Raw genomic sequence first — 16,444 nt, forward strand, 5'->3', positions numbered from 1 at the left:
GGTTCACCCCGCGTTCTGCGCGGTGTACTCCTCGGCGGTGAGCAGCGGACCGGTCGACGTCACGTCGACCTTGAGGAGCCAGCCCTCTCCGAACGGGTCTGAGTTGACCACCGACGGGTCGTCGACGGCGGCCTGGTTGATCGCGACGACCGTGCCGGAGACCGGGGAGTACAGCTCGGAGACCGACTTTGTCGACTCGATCTCGCCGACGACCGCGCCGGCGTTGATCTCCTCGCCGACGGCGGGGAGCTCGAGGTAGACGATGTCGCCGAGCGCGTCTGCCGCGATCCCGGTGATGCCGACGGTCGCGGGGGCGCCGTCATCCAGCCATTCGTGCTCGACCGTGTAGTGCAGGTGGGTGGGCAGCTCCGCGGACATGTGAGGCTCCTGTCGGTACTTCTCTAGGGCTTGGTCTACCGGGGTCGGCGGTAGAAGGGAAGAGGGACCACCCGGACGGGTTCGAAGCGTCCGCGCACGTCAACCGCGAGCCCGGTGCCGGGAGCACTGAGCTCGGGGGTCACATAGGCCATCGCCACGGGGTGCCCGAGGGTCGGAGACGGTGCTCCGGAGGTGACGGTACCGACCGCGACGGCGTCGGCGGACGTCCCGCTCATCACCGGGTAGCCGTGCCGGGCGGCGCGGCGACCGAGCCCCTCGAGCCCGACGAGCACGCGTGCCGGCTCGGAGTCGGCGCGGCCCGCGAGGGCGTCCCGGCCCACGAACGGGAGCGGCCGGCCCTCGTCGTCGACCTTGTCCAGCTTCACCACGCGACCCAGGCCGGCGTCGTGCGGCGTGGTCGAGCGGTCGAGCTCGTTGCCGTACAGCGGCATGCCGGCCTCGAGGCGGAGGCTGTCGCGCGCGGACAGGCCGGCGGGGACCAGCCCGAACGGCTCGCCGGCCGCGAGGAACGCCTGCCACAGGGCGGGGGCGAGCGCGGCGTCGAGGAAGAACTCGAAGCCGTCCTCGCCCGTGTAGCCGGTGCGGGCGACGAAGACCGGCTTGCCCTCGAACGTCATCGGGATCGCCGCGTAGTACTTCAGCGTCTCGGCGTCGTGCCCGGCCTCGGCCAGCCCCTCGGTGGCGCGCAGGATCTCCAGAGCGCGAGGCCCCTGCACGGCGATGAGCGCGGTCTGCGGGGAGCGGTCCTCGACCACGACGTCGAACCCGTCGGTCCGCTCCGCGAAGGCCGCGAGGACGGTGGCGTGGTTCGATGCGTTGGCGACGACCATGAAGGTGTCCTCGGTGTCGCGGTAGACGATCAGGTCGTCGACGACCCCGCCGTCCTCCGCGCAGATCATCGTGTAGCGCGCGCCGAGCAGGCGCAGGGCGGAGAGGTTGCCGACGAGCGCGTAGTCGAGGAACGCGCCGGCGTCGGGACCGCTCACCGCGATCTCGCCCATGTGCGACAGGTCGAACAGGCCCGCCGCCGTCCGGACCGCTGTGTGCTCGGCGATGTCGGACGTGTAGCGCAGCGGCATCTGCCAGCCGGCAAAGCTGGTGAGGGCGGCGCCCAGGGCGACGTGCTCGTCGTTGAGCGGGCTGTGCCTGTCGACGATGCTGGTGTCCATGTCCTTGGTCTCTCTCACTCGGCGTAGGCCTCGATGGGCGGGCAGGAGCAGACCAGGTTGCGGTCGCCGTGCGCGCCGTCGATCCGGCGGACCGGCGGCCAGTACTTGCCCTCACGCAGCGCGGCGACCGGGAAGGCGGCGAGCTCGCGCGGGTAGGCGTGGTCCCACACGTCGGCGCTGAGGGCCGCCGCGGTGTGCGGCGCGTGCCGCAGCGGGGAGTCCGCGACGGGCCAGCGACCGGCCTCGACGGCGTCGATCTCGCCGCGGATGGCGACGAGGGCGTCGACGAACCGGTCGAGCTCGGCCAGGTCCTCCGACTCGGTGGGCTCCACCATGAGCGTCCCCGCGACCGGGAACGACAGCGTCGGCGCGTGGAACCCGTAGTCCATGAGCCGCTTGGCGACGTCCTCGGCGGTCACCCCGGTGTCCTTGGTGATGTCCCGCAGGTCGAGGATGCACTCGTGCGCGACCAGGCCGTTAGGCCCCGTGTAGAGGACCGGGAAGTGCCCCGACAGGCGCGTGGCCAGGTAGTTCGCCGCGAGGACGGCGGTCTCGGTGGCCGATGTGAGGCCGTCGGGACCCATGAGCGCGACGTAGGCCCAGGAGATCGGGAGGATGCCGGCAGAGCCCCAGGGGGCCGCGCTGACCGGCGCCACGGTGTTCTGCGCGGCCGTCGCCGGCGTCGGGTCGCCCGGCAGGAACGGCGCGAGGTGGGCCGCGACCGCGACCGGGCCGACGCCGGGGCCGCCGCCACCGTGCGGGATGCAGAACGTCTTGTGCAGGTTCAGGTGGCTCACGTCGCCGCCGATCTCGCCCGGTCGGGCCAGGCCGACGAGGGCGTTGAGGTTGGCGCCATCGATGTACACCTGGCCACCGGCCTCGTGTACGAGCTCGCAGACCGTGCGCACACCCTCCTCGTAGACGCCGTGCGTCGAGGGGTAGGTGATCATGATCGCGGCGACCTGGGGGCCGTGCTGGTCGAGCTTGGCGCGCAGGTCGCCGAGGTCGATCGAGCCGTCGTCGGCGGTCGCGACCACCACGACGCGCATGCCCGCGAGCGCCGCGGACGCCGCGTTGGTGCCGTGCGCCGAGGCGGGGATGAGGCAGACGTCGCGCGTGTCGCCGCGGCTCGCGTGGTACCCGTGGATGGCCAGCAGGCCGGCCAGCTCGCCCTGCGACCCCGCGTTCGGCTGCACCGAGACGGCCGCGTAGCCGGTGATCTCGGCCAGCCAGTCCTGCAGCTCGGTGACCAGCTCGGCGTAGCCCGTGGTCTGGTCGGTGGGGGCGTACGGGTGGATGGTGGCGAACTCGGGCCACGAGATCGGCTCCATCTCCGCCGTCGCGTTGAGCTTCATGGTGCACGAGCCCAGCGGGATCATCGTGCGGTCCAGCGCCAGGTCCTTGTCCGACAGGCGGCGCAGGTAGCGCAGCATCGCGGTCTCGGACCGGTGCAGGTGGAAGACCGGGTGCTGCAGGTACGCGGTGGTCCGGCGCAGGTTCGCGGGCAGCGCGTCCCCGTCGCCGAGCCCGACGAACCCGAACGCGTAGGCGCCGTCCTCGTCGGCGTCGAGCGTCGTCACTCCGGCCGCCGCGAAGGCGAGCACGATCCGCAGCAGGTGGTCGCTGCTGGTCCGCTCGTCACACGCGATCTGCACGTGGTCGGCGTCGGGCGCCCAGAGGTTCACACCGGCCTGCGCGGCCTGCGCGACGACCTCGCGGGCCTTGCCCGGGACGACCGTGCGGACGGTGTCGAAGAAGGTCTCGTGCTCGACCGTGACGCCGACGCCCGCGAGCAGCTCGGCCAGGCCGGCGGCGTGCGCGTGCACGGTCGACGCGATCGCTCGCAGCCCGTCGGGCCCGTGGTAGACCGCGTACATCGACGCGACGATGGCCAGCAGCGCCTGCGCCGTGCAGATGTTGCTGGTGGCCTTCTCGCGGCGGATGTGCTGCTCGCGCGTCTGCAGCGCGAGGCGATAGGCACGGGCGCCGTCGGCGTCGATCGAGACCCCGACCAGCCGTCCGGGGAGCATCCGCTCGAGGCCGTTGCGGACCGCCATGAACGCCGCGTGAGGGCCGCCGCCGAAGAGCGGGACCCCGAAGCGCTGGGCCGAGCCGACGGACACGTCGGCGCCGAGCTCGCCGGGGGAGGTGAGCAGCGTGAGCGCGAGCAGGTCCGCGGCCACGGTGACCAGGCCCCCGCGCGCCTTGGTGGCCTCGATGACGGGTCGCAGGTCGCGGACGTTGCCCGACGCCCCCACCTGCTGGACGACGACGCCGATGAGGTCACCCTCGAGCTCGGGCAGCCCGTCGGTCAGGTCCGCGACGACGACCGGCAGGCCGATGGCCTCCGCGCGGCCGACCGTGACGGCGAGCGACTGGCCGAACAGGTCGGCGTCGAGGACGACCGTGCCGGCCTTGCCGCGGGCCGCGCGCCACATCAGGGCGACGGCCTCGGCGACGGCGGTGGCCTCGTCGAGGAGCGAGGCGTTGGCCAGGTCCAGTCCCGTGAGGTCGGTGACCATCGTCTGGAAGTTGAGCAGCGCCTCGAGCCGGCCCTGCGAGATCTCCGGCTGGTACGGCGTGTAGGCGGTGTACCAGGCGGGGGACTCGAGCACGTTGCGGCGGATGACGGCCGGCGTGATCGTGTCGGAGTACCCCTGGCCGATCATCTGCGTCATCACGCGGTTCTTGCCGGCGATCGTGCGCAGCGCGGCCAGCACCTCCTCCTCGGAGCGCGCGGCCGGCAGGTCGAGCGGCCGGTCCGTGCGGATGCTGGCGGGGACGGCGGCGTCGATCAGCTCGTCGAGGGACTGGTAGCCGACGACGGAGAGCATGTGGGCCGTCTCGCCGCCGCGGGGGCCGATGTGCCGGTCCGCGAAGTTCTCGGCCGCCGGCGTGTGCTCCACGCTGGTGAACGCGACGGAGTCGTGCGAGGGGTCCAGGTGGACCGCAGGGACGCCGTTCACGACGGCGGTGGCCAACGAGCTGAGATCGGTCACGAGCTGCTCCGCAGGGGTCGTCCGGACATGCCGGGACGGTGGGTGGGCTCCCCGCTCTGTCACCTGCACCCGTGCGTGCGTGCACGCACGTGCAGACCTGAGAGTTTTGCCGGTCCGCCTGTCGGGGCGCGCCGGCTTGCACCGTCGGTGGGACCTGCCCCCCGAGGGAGGGTCGGTCCGCTTTCCAGAGTTGCCTCGCCGTGGCGGTACAGGGGCCTGAGAGATTCCCGGGGAGGATTGCTCCTTCGGCGCCCCGCACGTTCTGCGGGAGCTCTCCCGCCGCGGTTCGAGCAGCATGTGAAGTTGTGCGCCCAGCCTACCCGCCGCTGTCCAGGTGGCCGTCCGTCCGTCCCCGCGCCGTCCCCTCGTGCGTACATTGGCCCGGTGCAGCAGAGCCACGCGAGAGCCGTGATCGCCGCCGTCATCGTCGTGTCCGACCGCTCCGCCTCGGGTGAGCGTCCCGACGCGTCCGGGCCGGCGGCCGTGTCCCGGTTGCTCGCGGCCGGGTACAGCGCGGCAGACCTCTCGGTGGTGCCCGACGGCGCGCGCTCGGTCGAAGAGGCGCTGCGCGCGGCGATCGACGGTGGTGCCCGGCTCGTCGTCACGTCCGGTGGCACCGGCGTGGGGCCGCGGGACCGTACGCCCGAGGGCACCCGCCCGGTCATCGACCGCGAGCTGCCGGGGATCGGCGAGCTGCTGCGTCGCGACGGTTCACGGACCGTGCCGACGGCCGTCCTGTCGCGCGGCATCGCGGGCGTGACGGACGGCGGCGCCCTCATCGTCAACCTGCCCGGCTCACCGGTCGGGGTCACCGAGGGCCTCGACGTGCTGCTGCCCCTGGTGGACCACGTGCTCGACCAGCTGGCGGGCGGGGACCACCGATGATCGCCCGCGTCGTCGACGAGCCTCTCGACCTGCAGTTTCACGTGGAACACGTGAGCGGCCCGCGGGTCGGCGCGGTCGCCACGTTCGTCGGGCTGGTGCGCGACCACGACCCGTCCGTCGAGGGACGCGTGGTCGGTCTCGACTACTCGGCGCACCCGTCGGCCGCCGACGTGCTGGAGCGGATCGCACGCGCCGCCCTCACCGACGACGTCCTCGGCATCGCCGTCAGCCACCGGGTCGGCCACCTGGCCGTCGGCGAGGCCGCCATCGTCGCCGCCGTCGCCACGAGCCACCGGGCGGAGGCGTTCGACGTCTGCCGCGCGCTGGTCGAGACGGTCAAGGCCGAGCTGCCGGTGTGGAAGCGTGAGGTGCTGGAGGACGGTTCGCACGTGTGGGTGGGGATGGCATGACGGAGCAGCTGGTCGACCGGTTCGGGCGCGTACACCGCGACCTGCGGATCTCGCTGACCGACCGCTGCTCGCTGCGCTGCACCTACTGCATGCCGGCCGACGGCGTCCCGTGGCTGGCGCGGTCGACCATGCTCAGCACCGACGAGATCGTGCACGTGGCGCGCGTGGGCGTGGAGCTGGGCATCGAGGAGATCCGGCTGACCGGCGGCGAGCCGCTGCTGCGCGTGGACATCGTCGACGTCGTGCGGCGGCTCACCGCGCTGACCGGCCCCGGGGGGAGCCCCGAGGTGTCGCTGACGACGAACGCGCTGCGCCTGCCCGGGCTCGCCTCCGAGCTCAAGGACGCCGGGCTGTCCCGCGTGAACATCAGCCTGGACACGCTGGACCGGCAGAAGTTCCAGCAGCTGACCCGCCGCGACAAGCTGGTCGAGACGCTGGCCGGCGTCGCCGCCGCCGACGCCGCGGGGCTGCACCCCGTGAAGATCAACGCGGTGGCCATGCGCGGGGTGAACGACGACGAGGTGGTCGCTCTGACGCGGTTCGCCGTCGATCGCGGGTACCAGATGCGATTCATCGAGCAGATGCCGCTGGACGCCGGGCACACCTGGGACCGGACCGAGATGGTCACGCAGGCGGAGATCCTCTCGCGACTGACCGCCGAGTTCGAGCTGACCGAGGTGCCCGGACGCGGGGCTGCGCCGGCCGAGCTCTGGTACGTCGACGGCGGCCCGGCCACCGTCGGCGTCATCGCCTCGGTCACCGCACCCTTCTGCGGGGCGTGCGACCGGCTGCGGCTCACGGCCGACGGGCAGCTGCGTGCGTGCCTGTTCTCGCAGACGGAGACGAACGTGCGGGACCTGCTCCGGGGGGAGACGCCGACGGTCGACGGCGGCGCCCTGGGGATCGGCCCGGGGCAGGCGACCCGGATCGGGACCACGGCGCCCGCCCGGCCCGCACCGACCCCGACGGACGTCGACACGGCGCTGGCCGACGCGTACCGCCGGTGCCTGGCGGGCAAGAAGGCCGGCCACGACATCGACGACCCGAGCTTCCTGCAGCCCGACCGCCCGATGAGCGCGATCGGCGGCTGAGGGGCTCAGCCGCCCGCGAAGGGCGGGAGGACGTCGAGCGTCGCGCCGACAGGAATCGGGTCGTCGGCCTCGACGCGGGCGCCGTCCGCCAGCAGCGCGCACCGTCCGAGGACCTTGGCGAGTGCCGTGCCGTGCGCGGCGACCATCGCCGCCCGCACCTGCGCGGCCGAGCCGGCCGGCAGCTGCTCGATGTCGACGCCGGCCGCCTCGGCCGCGGCGGCGAAGTAGCGGACCGTGATCACGACGCGGAGGTCCAGCCCTGGGTCTTCGCCTCGATCACGGCGAGGATCGCGGTCGGGTCGGCCCCGGCGGCAGCGAGGCCGGCGATGAACATCGTGATCGGCACGGCGGGGCGGGCGACCTGGTGGGCGACGTCGGCCGCGACCCCCAGGAGTCGGTCCACGTCGACGAGCGACGGGTCGACCCCGAGCTCGTCGGTGAGGCTCGCGATCCACGAGGGCAGGTCCGCCCCCGGCGCGCGTCGCGGGTCGTCGGTCATGGCCAGGCTCCGTCCGTCGGTCCTGCGATCCTGCCACCGTTCGGGTGCAGAGACGGCGCCGCACGACCGGAGTACCCGGTCGTGCGGCGCCGTGCGAGAGTCCCTGAGGTCAGCCGACGTTGATGGCGTCGCGGTGCAGGAAGGCCGCCATGGCCTGACGGGTGACCGACTCGAGCGGGTGAAAGTCCCAGCCGCCATCGGCCTCGTAACCCTGGGCGATCTCCTGGTCAGCGAGCCACGCGATCTCCTTGGAGAAGCTGTTGGCCGACGTCACGTCGAGGAACGGGTCCTCGGCGACCGTGTACTCCGGCGAGCCGGCGGCACGGTACAGGAACGCCGCCATCGCCTGGCGAGAGACGTCCTCGAGCGGGTGGAACTCCCAGCCGCCGTCGACCTGGTAGCCGCGCGCGATCCCCTGGTCGGCCAGCCACGCGATCTCCTTGTAGAAGGTGTGCGTGGTCGGGACGTCGAGGAACGGGGAGACCTCGGGCACGTCGAACTCCGGCGAGCCGGCCGCGCGGTAGAGGAACGCCGCCATCGCCTCACGGGAGACATTCTCGAGGGGGTGGAAGTTCCGGACGCCGCCGTCGACGTAGCCGTTGGTGATCCGCTGCTCGCGGAGCCACGCGATGTCGCGGGCGAAGGTGTTGTTGTCGAGCGTGACGTCGGCAAAGCCGGTCTCCCACGCACCGAAGACGTAGCGGGTGTTGTTCGCCGTGACGGAGTTCAGCACACCGGAGGCGTAGACGCCGGAGCCGAGCGAGTAGCCGACGCCCGTGACGGTCGCGTCGCCGAACAGGGCGAGCCACTGGTCGATCGTGCCGTTGTACGGGTCCGTGCCGCCCGGGGCGGGCTCGGTGGGAGCGACGTTGGCGAGCGTCGAGGTGCGCAGGAAGGCGGAGAGCGTCCTGTTCGCCCACCAGTTGCCGCCGTAGATGCTCTCGCCGACGAGGATGCCGTCGTCGGTACCGTCGTGGTCGACGTCGACGACCACCTGGACGCCCGGCGTCCCGCCGAACTCTGCGGTGTAGTCGAGGCCGACCTCACCCAGGCCCGAGAGAGGGAAGTCCGTGGCAACCAGCCCGGCGACCTTGTCGCTCGACGTCGCTGCCTCGGTCCACGTCTTCAGGCCGCCCTCGACCTGGAACTCGTAGTGGCCGGTGGCCCGCGTGTCCCAGTCGAGGTTGAAGCCCTGCTTCTCGATGTTCGTCACGGTGATGTCGCTGGTCTCGCCGCCGACCTCGTTCGACAGACCGTCGAACGAGTAGGTGACGCAGTTCGCGGTGATCGAGTTGATGACGCCGTCACCGATCGCGTTGCCACCCAGCGAGAACCCGACGGCGATAACCCGGATGTCGTGGCCGGCCGAACCCTGAAGGATCTCGTCGAGGGTGCCGTAGCTCGCCTGATAGTTGGGGTTGGTGGCGGACCAGTTCGGACCGTGCGTGTCAACACCGGGAATCGGGCGGGTGCTCCACCACTTGTCGAACAAGGGCTCGTAGACGAGGTTGCCGCTCCACGCCGCACCGTCGATGGAGAGCGTCAGGTTCATGCCCGGGGCCTCACCGGAAGTCGGCGCGTAGGCCATGCTGGCGTCGCCGGTGGCCGCGAGCGGGAAGTCCACCGGGATGTAGCCGGCGACCTTGCTGAGGCTGCCCTGGGGCTCGGTCGTCCAGATGTGGAGACCGTCCTCGACCAGAGCGGCGTGGCCGCCCGACTTCGTGTCTGCCCAGTTGAACGCGCCGAGCGAGGAGATCGGCGTCGACGTGTAGCCGGCGCACTCCTGGTTCGTCGGCGCGCCCGCGACTGCGCCCGTAGCGCCGGCGACGACGGTGACGCCTGCGATCGCGAGGCCCGCGACGGAGGCTGTGACGCGCGCCCTCGTCTGAGTCATGAAGCTGTTCATGGTGTGATTCCTGCCGTGTCCGTCGCGCCCGTCTTGGGTGGCCGTCCAGGCGGACGGATGGCACGACGGATGAGACGGTACGGGCAGACAGGGGGGGCAATATGGACGAAGGTCCAACTTCATCCCCCGGGAATCCTGACATAACACCTATGGTCGGACCTACCGATGGGTGATGTTCGTCACATTCGAGCGTCCGGTCGACGGCGACGCCTGATTGCGCCGTCCGGATGAACGGTTCCCCGGATCAATCGGTTGGTCTCGCTGACCCCAGCTCGACGTCGAGCCGCGCTACCTCGGCCCAGGTATCGACATCGGCCGCCGCGCCCTCACGGTCCGGCACGTCGACCAGGCGCATGTTCGCCACGAGCCGGTGCACCGCGGCGCCGCGCACAGTGGGGAGCGCGTCGACTGCTGCCTGCAAGGCGCTCCGCCGGTAGACGGCCACCAGGTGCTGCGGGCGGCCGTCGGCACTGACCAGTCGGGCGCCGTCGACGCCGTCGCCCCCCGCAGCGGCGAGCAGTCCCGGCAGGGCCGACCCGGCGCGCGGCACGTCGCAGGGCAGCACGGCGACGAGGTCCGCGGGGCCCTCGGCGGCGAGGAACGCGAGCCCCGCGGCCAGACCCGCCACCGGGCCGCCGTCGGGCGGGTCCTCCAGCGCGGTGGGGATGCCGGGACGGGCGAGCTCCGCGGGTCCGACGACGACGATCCGGTCCGCCGCCCCGACGGCCAGGAGCGCGTGGTCCAGCAGGGCCCGACCACCCACGACGACCTCCGGCTTGCTGGCGCCGCCCAGGCGCCGACCGCGCCCTCCCGCGAGGACGACGGCATCGAACGAGCCCGCGGGGGGGCCGCCGCTGCCCTCCGCGGTCATGCCCCGCGTCGCCAGTCGCCCGACCGGCCGCCGGACTTCGCCTCGAGCTGCACGTCGGTGATGCGCACGGACTTGTCGAGGCCCTTGACCATGTCGACCACCGCGAGCGCGGCGACGGCGACCGCCGTGAGCGCCTCCATCTCCACGCCGGTGCGGTCCGCCGTGCGGACGGTCGCGGTGATCGAGACCCCGTCGTCGGTGAGCTCGAGGTCCACGACGACCCCGTGCACGCCGATCACGTGCGCGAGGGGCAGCAGCTCGGGGGTGCGCTTGGCGGCGGCGATGCCCGCGATGCGCGCGACCGCGAGGACGTCGCCCTTGGGCACGGTGCCGTCGCGCAGCGCCGCGACGACCCCGGGTCCACAGGTCACCCGGCCGGTCGCCGTGGCCGAGCGGACCGTCGGCTGCTTCGCGGTGACGTCGACCATGCGGGCGTGCCCGGCGGCGTCGAGGTGCGTGAACTGCTCGGTCATGGGCTCACCTTCAGGACGGTCACGCGGTCGCCGGGGGCGACCCGGTCGACCTCGGCGGGGATCACGGCGAGGCCCTCGGCCTGCACCAGGCGCGCGACGAGGTGCGACCCGGAGCCGGCCGCGGTCGCGCGGACCACCCGGTCGGCGGCGACCCAGCGCACGGGCATCAGCTGCGCGCGGCCGGGCGGGGTGGTCCAACCCTCGTCGGCCACCACCGAGACCGTGGCGCGCTCGACGTCGACCAGCCCGCGCATCCGCTGCAGGGCGGGCCGCACGAACATCTCGAACGAGGCGAACGAGCTCACCGGGTTGCCCGGCAGCGTGACGATCGGGGTGCCGCCGGGCAGTCGGCCGAGGCCCTGGGGCTTGCCGGGCTGCACGGCGACAGCGACGAACTCGACGTCCGGCTCGTCGGCCAGCGCCGCCTTGACCACGTCGTACGCGCCGACGCTGACGCCGCCCGACGTGACGATCATGTCGACCTCGTCGTCCGTGTCGAGGCTGTGCAGCAGCGTGCGCAGGGTCGGGACGTCGTCCGGCACCGGGCCCAGGCGCAGCGCGACGCCGCCGGCCTCCCGGACCGCGGCGGCGAGGAGCCAGGAGTTCGAGTCGGGCAGCTGACCGCGGTGCAGGGGGTTGCCGGGCGCGACGAGCTCGTCGCCGGTCGAGATCACCGCGACGCGGGGTCGCCGGTGCACGCGCACCGTGGGGTGGCCGAGCGAGGCGACGGCAGCGATCGCGGCGGGCCCGAGCCGGGTGCCGGCCGTCACGACGACGTCCCCCGGCACGGCGTCCTCGCCCGCCCGGCGGACGTGCACCCCGGCGGCCGGCGCGTCCCGGACCAGCACGGTCACGGTCCCGGCGTCGGTGAGCTCGACGGGGACGATGGTGTCGGCGCCGGGAGGGACGGGCGCCCCGGTCATGATGCGGGCGGCCGTGCCGGCGGAGACGACGGGCTCGTCGGCGGTCCCGGCCGGCAGGTCCGCGACGACGCGCAGCGTGACCGGCAGCTCCCCGACGTCGACGTGCCGGACCGCGTAGCCGTCCATCGCCGAGTTGTCCCAGCGCGGCAGCGGCCCGTCGGTGCGCAGGTCCTCGGCGAGCACCATGCCGTCGGCGTCGTCGAGCGGGACCTCGATCGCCGGGAGCGGTGCGCCGAGCGCGAGCGTCGCCAGGCGGTGGTCCGTCAGGGTGCGCACGCGGCTGATCCTCCCAGAGACCGGTGAGTCAGCGGACGGCCATCCAGGCGAGGATCCCGCCCTCCAGGTTGGTCGCCTCGAAGCCGGCGTTCTGCAGGATCCGCGCCGCGGTCAGCGAGCGGCCGCCCACCTGGCACTGCACGACGATCTCCACGTCGTGCGGCAGGTCGGCCAGCGCGGAGCCGTCGAACACGGTGCCCAGGGGCATGAGCACCGCGCCGGGGATCGACGCCTCGGCCCACTCGGACGGCTCGCGCACGTCGATGAGCAGGAAGTCGTCGGTGCCGGCCTCGCGGGCGGCCAGTCGCTGCACCAGCTCGGGCGCGGTGATGACGGGGACGTCGGACATGGCGGATGCCTCCTGGGTGGTGGTCCTCCGGCCGGCGAGCAGGGGGACCTCGGTCCACCGGCCACGGAGGGCGTCGACGACGAGCACGCGGCCGAGCAGCGTCTCGCCGGTGCCGGTGATGAGCTTGACCACCTCGGTGGCCATGACGGAGCCGATCTGACCGCACAGCGCGCCGAGCACGCCGGCCTCGGCGCAGGACGGGACCTCGTCGGGACGCGGGGGCTCCGGGAACAGGTCGCGGAGCTGCGGGCCCTGCTGAGCCCAGAACACGGTCGTCTGCGCGTCGAACCGCAGCACCGAGCCCCACACCTCCGGCAGACCCAGGCGCGCGCACGCGTCGTTGACCAGGTAGCGGGTGGGGAAGTTGTCGGTGCCGTCGACGACGACGTCGTAGTCCCGCAGGATCTGGTCGGCGTTCTCGATGGTCAGCCGGGTGCGATGGGCGATCACGCGGACGTCGGGGTCCAGCGCCCCGATGGCCTCGCGCGCGCTGTCGACCTTCGGCCGGCCGACGTCGGCGGTCCCGTGGATGACCTGGCGCTGGAGGTTGCTCACGTCGACCACGTCGTCGTCGACGATGCCGATGGTGCCGACGCCCGCCGCGGCGAGGTACTGCAGCACCGGGGCCCCGAGCCCACCTGCTCCGACGACGAGGACGCGTGCGTTCCGCAGGCGACGCTGGCCGTCGACGCCGAGCTCGGCGAGCAGCAGGTGCCGCGACCCGCGCTGGACCTGCGCGGGGGTCAGAGGCGGTCCCGGCGGGACCAGCGGGGGCAGAGGCACGGGTCCAACCTACGTCGCCACGGGACCGCTACAGAGCGCCCTGCCACCTGACGATCCGGTCCACGGCCTCGCGCACCACGTCGACCGACGACGCGAACGAGAGCCGGACCCACCGGTGCCCGTCGACCGGGTCGAAGTCGGTGCCGGGCGTGAGCGCCACGCCGGCCTCGTCGAGGAGCCGCGCGCACCAGGTGATCGCGTCGAGGCCGCTCGCGGAGATGTCGGCGTACAGGTAGAAGGCGCCGTCGGCGGGGGCGACGCGCGACCAGCCGAGCTCGGGCAGGCGCTCGAGCAGGTGCGTCCGGGCCGCCGCGTAGCGCTCGACGTTCTCCCGGGCGGCGGCATACCCGTCGGCGCTGAACGCGGCGACGCCGGCGTGCTGGGCGAGCGCCGGCGGGCAGAGGGCGACGTTGCCCGCGAGCGCGTCGACGGCGGTCACCAGGTCGTCCGGGAGGATCAGCCAGCCGAGCCGCCAGCCCGTCATGGCCCAGTACTTGGAGAACGAGTTCACGACGACCGCGCCGTGGGACAGGTAGTGCGCGGCCGTGGTCGTCGCCGCGGAGCCGTAGGTGATGCCGTGGTAGATCTCGTCGCTGATCAGCCGGACGTCGTGGTCCGCGCACCAGTCCGCGAGCGCGGCGAGCTCGTCGGGGGCGATCATCGTGCCGGTCGGGTTGGCGGGGCTGGCGATCACCAGGCCCTCGATCGGGCCGTCGAGCGCCTCGAGCTGCGCGACCGTCGGCTGGTACCGCGTCTCCGGGCCGCACGGGATGACGACGACCTCGCACCCGAGGGCCGCCAGGATGTTCGCGTAGGCCGGGTACCCGGGGACCGCGAGCGCCACCCGGTCGCCCACGTCGAACGCCGCGAGGAACGCGAGGAGGAAGCCGCCGGACGAGCCGGTGGTCACCGCCACCCGTCCCGGGTCGACCGCGACGTCGTACCAGTCGCGGTAGTGCTGGGCGATCGCCGCCCGCATGCCCGGCGCCCCCAACGACTCGGTGTACCCGAGGTCGCCGGCGGTGAGCAGGTCGATCGCGCGGCGCCGGACCACCTCCGAGGCGCCGGTCGACGGCTCGCCCGCGCAGAGGTTGAGCACATCCTCGCCCGCGGCCTTCCGGGCGTTCGCGGCGGCGAGGATCTCCATCACGGCGAACGGGGGGACGTGGGCTCGCGCGGCGACCTTCATGGAGCCATCGTGGCGTACGGACCCGGCGGCGGTGCCGGGTCCGTACGCACGGCGGGTCAGCTGTTGTCGACGACCGCGGCTCCTGCCGCGTCCGACTTGATGCGGTCGACGGCGCCCTGGGCGGACGCCTTCGCCGTGTAGCCCTCGCTGCTCGCGAGGACGTTGCCGTTGGTGGCGACGATCCGGAACCGGAACTCGCCCGCCTTGTCCTTGTAGATCTCGAACTTCACGCCAGCCTCCGAGGGTCCTTCCACGGTGCCGTCGGCGTGCGTCGACGGTGCTGCCAGTCTGTCGCGGGGCGCAGGAGGCTGCCCGGTCTAGCCTTCGACTCGTGATCGTGGACTGCGCCCTCTACTCCGCCGGCCGTCGTCGCCACCGGATCGACGACCTGCGGCTCGCGCTGCGGGAGGCCGAGAAGGAGGACGGCTTCGTCTGGATCGGCCTCGTCGCGCCCACGGCGGACGAGTTCGACCTGCTCGCCGAGGGGTTCGACCTGCCCGAGCTCGCCATCGAGGACGCCATCGCGTCCCACCAGCGACCCAAGCTCGAGCGGTACGGCAGCGTCACGTTCGCCGTCGTGAAGCCGGTGCACTACGTCGACCACGTCGAGGTGGTCGAGGTCAGCGAGCTGGCGATCTTCCTGGGCGACCGCTTCGTCATCGTCGTGCGGCACGGCGACACGACGATCCCCGCGCAGGTCCGGGCCGCGCTCGAGGCCGACCCCGAGATGCTCCAGCACGGACCTCCGGCGGTGCTGCACGGGATCCTCGACAAGGCCGTCGACCAGTACCTCGACGTCACCGCGGCGATCGACGAGGACCTCGACCAGATCGAGGACCAGGTGTTCGGCGACGACCCGGGCAGCGACCACGCCGAGCGGATCTACAAGCTCAAGCGCGAGCTGCAGCAGTTCCGCCGGGCCGTCGTGCCGCTGGTCCAGCCGCTGACCCGCCTGGCGGAGGAGGAGGTGCCCTGCATCCCCGCCTACTCCCGGCCGTACTTCCGCGACGTCCAGGACCACGTGCTACGGGCCGCGGAGCTCATCGAGGCCGCGGACGCGCTGCTCACGGGCGTGATGCAGGCGGACCTGGCGCAGGTGACCGTCGAGCAGAACCGGGTGACGGTCCAGCAGAACTCCGACATGCGCAAGATCTCCGCGTGGGCCGCGATCGCACTGGTACCCACCGCGATCACCGGGCTCTACGGCATGAACTTCGACAACATCCCCGCCCTGCACACGCGGTTCGGGTTCTGGGTGGTGCTCGCCGGCATCGGCGTCGTCTGCGTGGGGCTGTACCGCGCGTTCCGTCGCAACCTCTGGCTCTGACCGATCGGGTGGTTCTGACTCGTTCGCCTGCGGGACCGTGGTGGTGCTCGATACCGTCTCGCCATCCCAGCGACCGGAGGACCGATGCTGCGCCGACTCGCCACCCTTGCCGTCACGACAGTGCTCGCGATCGGGCTCGGCACCGCGCCCGCCTCCGCGTACACCGCGCCGCCGCGGACGCCACCCACGTTCTACTCGCTCCCGTACACGTCCGAGCTGTACACGTACAGCGCGGAGGTCGGCGTCAGTCCGGTGTCGTTCGACAACTGGCTCGCCTGGGGGGCAGGGCGTCCCGTCCCGGTGACGACGGAGTTCCTGCACTACACGTGGGCGCCCGACATCTTGGCGGTGTCGCACTTCAGCGCCACGAAGTCCCTCTGGCACCACGTCACCGGTGCCGAGTGGGCGCACGCGGGGTACCCGGCCCCCGGGACCGCCAGCTCGCTGCCGGGGACCTTCTACGTCCAGTACGCGTCGTCGTCGGACATCATCGCGATGTTCGGCGACACCGACGCGCGACACCACGTGACCTTCGCCGAGTGGCAGGCCGCCGGGTTCCCCACCCCCGTCCAGGATCCGGGCGGGTACCTCAAGCTCTCGTGGGACGCCAGCATCACCTCGGTCGGTGACGTCGAGCACCCGGGTCGGACGCTCCCGCTCACCTACCAGCAGTGGGGTGCTCTCGGGTTCCCGACGCCGCGGGTGCGCGACACGTTCCCAGGGGACACCTGGTGCTGGATGCCGCCCGAGTGGATGGTCAACGACCAGAGCCCGGTGCCGCACTACCAGGAGGGCGGGATCTTCTACGACGGCATGACCTACCAGGGGTACGTGCGACGTGAGGTCTGGCCGCTCATCGGCGTCGACCTCGCCACGGCGAGCGAGTGCGGCTAGG

General features: G+C 72.6%; 17 protein-coding genes and 1 riboswitch. Of the genes, 5 read left to right on the forward strand and 12 right to left on the reverse strand.

Annotated elements, in window-relative coordinates:
- Positions 1-3 precede the first annotated feature (3 nt).
- Genes gcvH through gcvP form a run of 3 tightly spaced genes read right to left on the reverse strand, consistent with a single transcriptional unit; the run spans position 4 to position 4,474 of the window.
- Positions 4-378, reverse strand: coding sequence for a glycine cleavage system protein GcvH (gene gcvH / locus AC1DWH_RS11225; protein WP_477093741.1), 375 nt, complete (start codon positions 376-378; stop codon positions 4-6).
- Between the two features lie 35 nt (positions 379-413).
- Positions 414-1,568: a glycine cleavage system aminomethyltransferase GcvT gene (gene gcvT, locus AC1DWH_RS11230; RefSeq protein WP_477093742.1), complete on the reverse strand. Its 1,155-nt coding sequence runs from the start codon at positions 1,566-1,568 to the stop codon at positions 414-416.
- Between the two features lie 14 nt (positions 1,569-1,582).
- Positions 1,583-4,474 carry an aminomethyl-transferring glycine dehydrogenase gene (gene gcvP, locus AC1DWH_RS11235; RefSeq protein WP_477093964.1) on the reverse strand — a complete coding sequence of 964 codons (2,892 nt, stop codon included), beginning with the start codon at positions 4,472-4,474 and terminating at the stop codon, positions 1,583-1,585.
- A 287-nt stretch (positions 4,475-4,761) separates the two neighbouring features.
- A riboswitch (glycine riboswitch) is annotated at positions 4,762-4,856 on the reverse strand.
- A 95-nt stretch (positions 4,857-4,951) separates the two neighbouring features.
- Here gcvP and AC1DWH_RS11240 point away from each other — a divergent pair.
- From AC1DWH_RS11240 to moaA, 3 genes are read left to right on the forward strand one after another with little or no spacing between them, the layout of a single operon-like run.
- Positions 4,952-5,452 (forward strand): MogA/MoaB family molybdenum cofactor biosynthesis protein, encoded by a 501-nt coding sequence (locus AC1DWH_RS11240; RefSeq protein ID WP_477093743.1) that lies wholly within the window; start codon positions 4,952-4,954, stop codon positions 5,450-5,452.
- Positions 5,449-5,862, forward strand: coding sequence for a molybdenum cofactor biosynthesis protein MoaE (locus AC1DWH_RS11245; RefSeq protein ID WP_456844923.1), 414 nt, complete (start codon positions 5,449-5,451; stop codon positions 5,860-5,862). The genes AC1DWH_RS11240 and AC1DWH_RS11245 overlap by 4 nt, the downstream gene beginning before the upstream one ends.
- Positions 5,859-6,953, forward strand: a complete 1,095-nt coding sequence (moaA, locus tag AC1DWH_RS11250) for a GTP 3',8-cyclase MoaA (RefSeq protein WP_477093744.1) — start codon at positions 5,859-5,861, stop codon at positions 6,951-6,953. Before AC1DWH_RS11245 ends, moaA begins: the two co-directional genes overlap by 4 nt.
- A gap of 5 nt (positions 6,954-6,958) precedes the next feature.
- Here the strand turns inward: moaA and AC1DWH_RS11255 are convergent, their stop codons facing one another.
- From AC1DWH_RS11255 to AC1DWH_RS11295, 9 genes are all read right to left on the reverse strand, one after another.
- On the reverse strand, positions 6,959-7,195 hold the full coding sequence (locus AC1DWH_RS11255) for a MoaD/ThiS family protein (protein WP_477093745.1): 237 nt from the start codon (positions 7,193-7,195) through the stop codon (positions 6,959-6,961).
- Positions 7,192-7,452: a DUF6457 domain-containing protein gene (locus tag AC1DWH_RS11260; RefSeq protein ID WP_477093746.1), complete on the reverse strand. Its 261-nt coding sequence runs from the start codon at positions 7,450-7,452 to the stop codon at positions 7,192-7,194. The genes AC1DWH_RS11255 and AC1DWH_RS11260 overlap by 4 nt, the downstream gene beginning before the upstream one ends.
- A gap of 109 nt (positions 7,453-7,561) precedes the next feature.
- Positions 7,562-9,346, reverse strand: a complete 1,785-nt coding sequence (locus AC1DWH_RS11265; RefSeq protein ID WP_477093747.1) for an S-layer homology domain-containing protein — start codon at positions 9,344-9,346, stop codon at positions 7,562-7,564.
- Positions 9,347-9,602: 256 nt separating this feature from the next.
- Entirely contained in the window at positions 9,603-10,229 is a 627-nt protein-coding gene (mobA, locus tag AC1DWH_RS11270; RefSeq protein WP_477093748.1) for a molybdenum cofactor guanylyltransferase, read from the reverse strand.
- Positions 10,226-10,702 carry a cyclic pyranopterin monophosphate synthase MoaC gene (gene moaC, locus AC1DWH_RS11275; RefSeq protein WP_477093749.1) on the reverse strand — a complete coding sequence of 159 codons (477 nt, stop codon included), beginning with the start codon at positions 10,700-10,702 and terminating at the stop codon, positions 10,226-10,228. Before moaC ends, mobA begins: the two co-directional genes overlap by 4 nt.
- Complete coding sequence (locus AC1DWH_RS11280; RefSeq protein ID WP_477093750.1) at positions 10,699-11,901, reverse strand: molybdopterin molybdotransferase MoeA; 1,203 nt, start codon at positions 11,899-11,901, stop codon at positions 10,699-10,701. Before AC1DWH_RS11280 ends, moaC begins: the two co-directional genes overlap by 4 nt.
- 28 nt (positions 11,902-11,929) lie before the next feature.
- Complete coding sequence (gene moeB / locus AC1DWH_RS11285; RefSeq protein WP_477093751.1) at positions 11,930-13,033, reverse strand: molybdopterin-synthase adenylyltransferase MoeB; 1,104 nt, start codon at positions 13,031-13,033, stop codon at positions 11,930-11,932.
- 28 nt (positions 13,034-13,061) lie between these two features.
- Positions 13,062-14,222, reverse strand: coding sequence for a pyridoxal phosphate-dependent aminotransferase (locus AC1DWH_RS11290; RefSeq protein WP_477093752.1), 1,161 nt, complete (start codon positions 14,220-14,222; stop codon positions 13,062-13,064).
- Positions 14,223-14,278: 56 nt separating this feature from the next.
- Entirely contained in the window at positions 14,279-14,452 is a 174-nt protein-coding gene (locus AC1DWH_RS11295; RefSeq protein ID WP_477093753.1) for a YegP family protein, read from the reverse strand.
- A 101-nt stretch (positions 14,453-14,553) separates the two neighbouring features.
- Between AC1DWH_RS11295 and AC1DWH_RS11300 the strand changes: the two genes are divergently transcribed.
- Positions 14,554-15,549, forward strand: coding sequence for a magnesium and cobalt transport protein CorA (locus AC1DWH_RS11300; protein ID WP_456844932.1), 996 nt, complete (start codon positions 14,554-14,556; stop codon positions 15,547-15,549).
- Between the two features lie 84 nt (positions 15,550-15,633).
- Positions 15,634-16,443, forward strand: a complete 810-nt coding sequence (locus tag AC1DWH_RS11305; protein ID WP_477093754.1) for a hypothetical protein — start codon at positions 15,634-15,636, stop codon at positions 16,441-16,443.
- The last annotated feature ends 1 nt before the right edge of the window (position 16,444 follow it).

The sequence above is a fragment of the Cellulomonas sp. P2_F12 genome (assembly GCF_056403775.1).

Coding starts and splice junctions, on each gene's coding strand:
- gcvH (WP_477093741.1), bottom strand. CDS start 378: ATGTCCGCGGAGCTGCCCACCCACCTGCACTACACGGTCGAGCACGAA.
- gcvT (WP_477093742.1), bottom strand. CDS start 1,568: ATGGACACCAGCATCGTCGACAGGCACAGCCCGCTCAACGACGAGCAC.
- AC1DWH_RS11290 (WP_477093752.1), bottom strand. CDS start 14,222: ATGAAGGTCGCCGCGCGAGCCCACGTCCCCCCGTTCGCCGTGATGGAG.
- AC1DWH_RS11265 (WP_477093747.1), bottom strand. CDS start 9,346: ATGACTCAGACGAGGGCGCGCGTCACAGCCTCCGTCGCGGGCCTCGCG.
- AC1DWH_RS11305 (WP_477093754.1), top strand. CDS start 15,634: ATGCTGCGCCGACTCGCCACCCTTGCCGTCACGACAGTGCTCGCGATC.
- moaA (WP_477093744.1), top strand. CDS start 5,859: ATGACGGAGCAGCTGGTCGACCGGTTCGGGCGCGTACACCGCGACCTG.
- moaC (WP_477093749.1), bottom strand. CDS start 10,702: ATGACCGAGCAGTTCACGCACCTCGACGCCGCCGGGCACGCCCGCATG.
- mobA (WP_477093748.1), bottom strand. CDS start 10,229: ATGACCGCGGAGGGCAGCGGCGGCCCCCCCGCGGGCTCGTTCGATGCC.
- AC1DWH_RS11260 (WP_477093746.1), bottom strand. CDS start 7,452: ATGACCGACGACCCGCGACGCGCGCCGGGGGCGGACCTGCCCTCGTGG.
- AC1DWH_RS11245 (WP_456844923.1), top strand. CDS start 5,449: ATGATCGCCCGCGTCGTCGACGAGCCTCTCGACCTGCAGTTTCACGTG.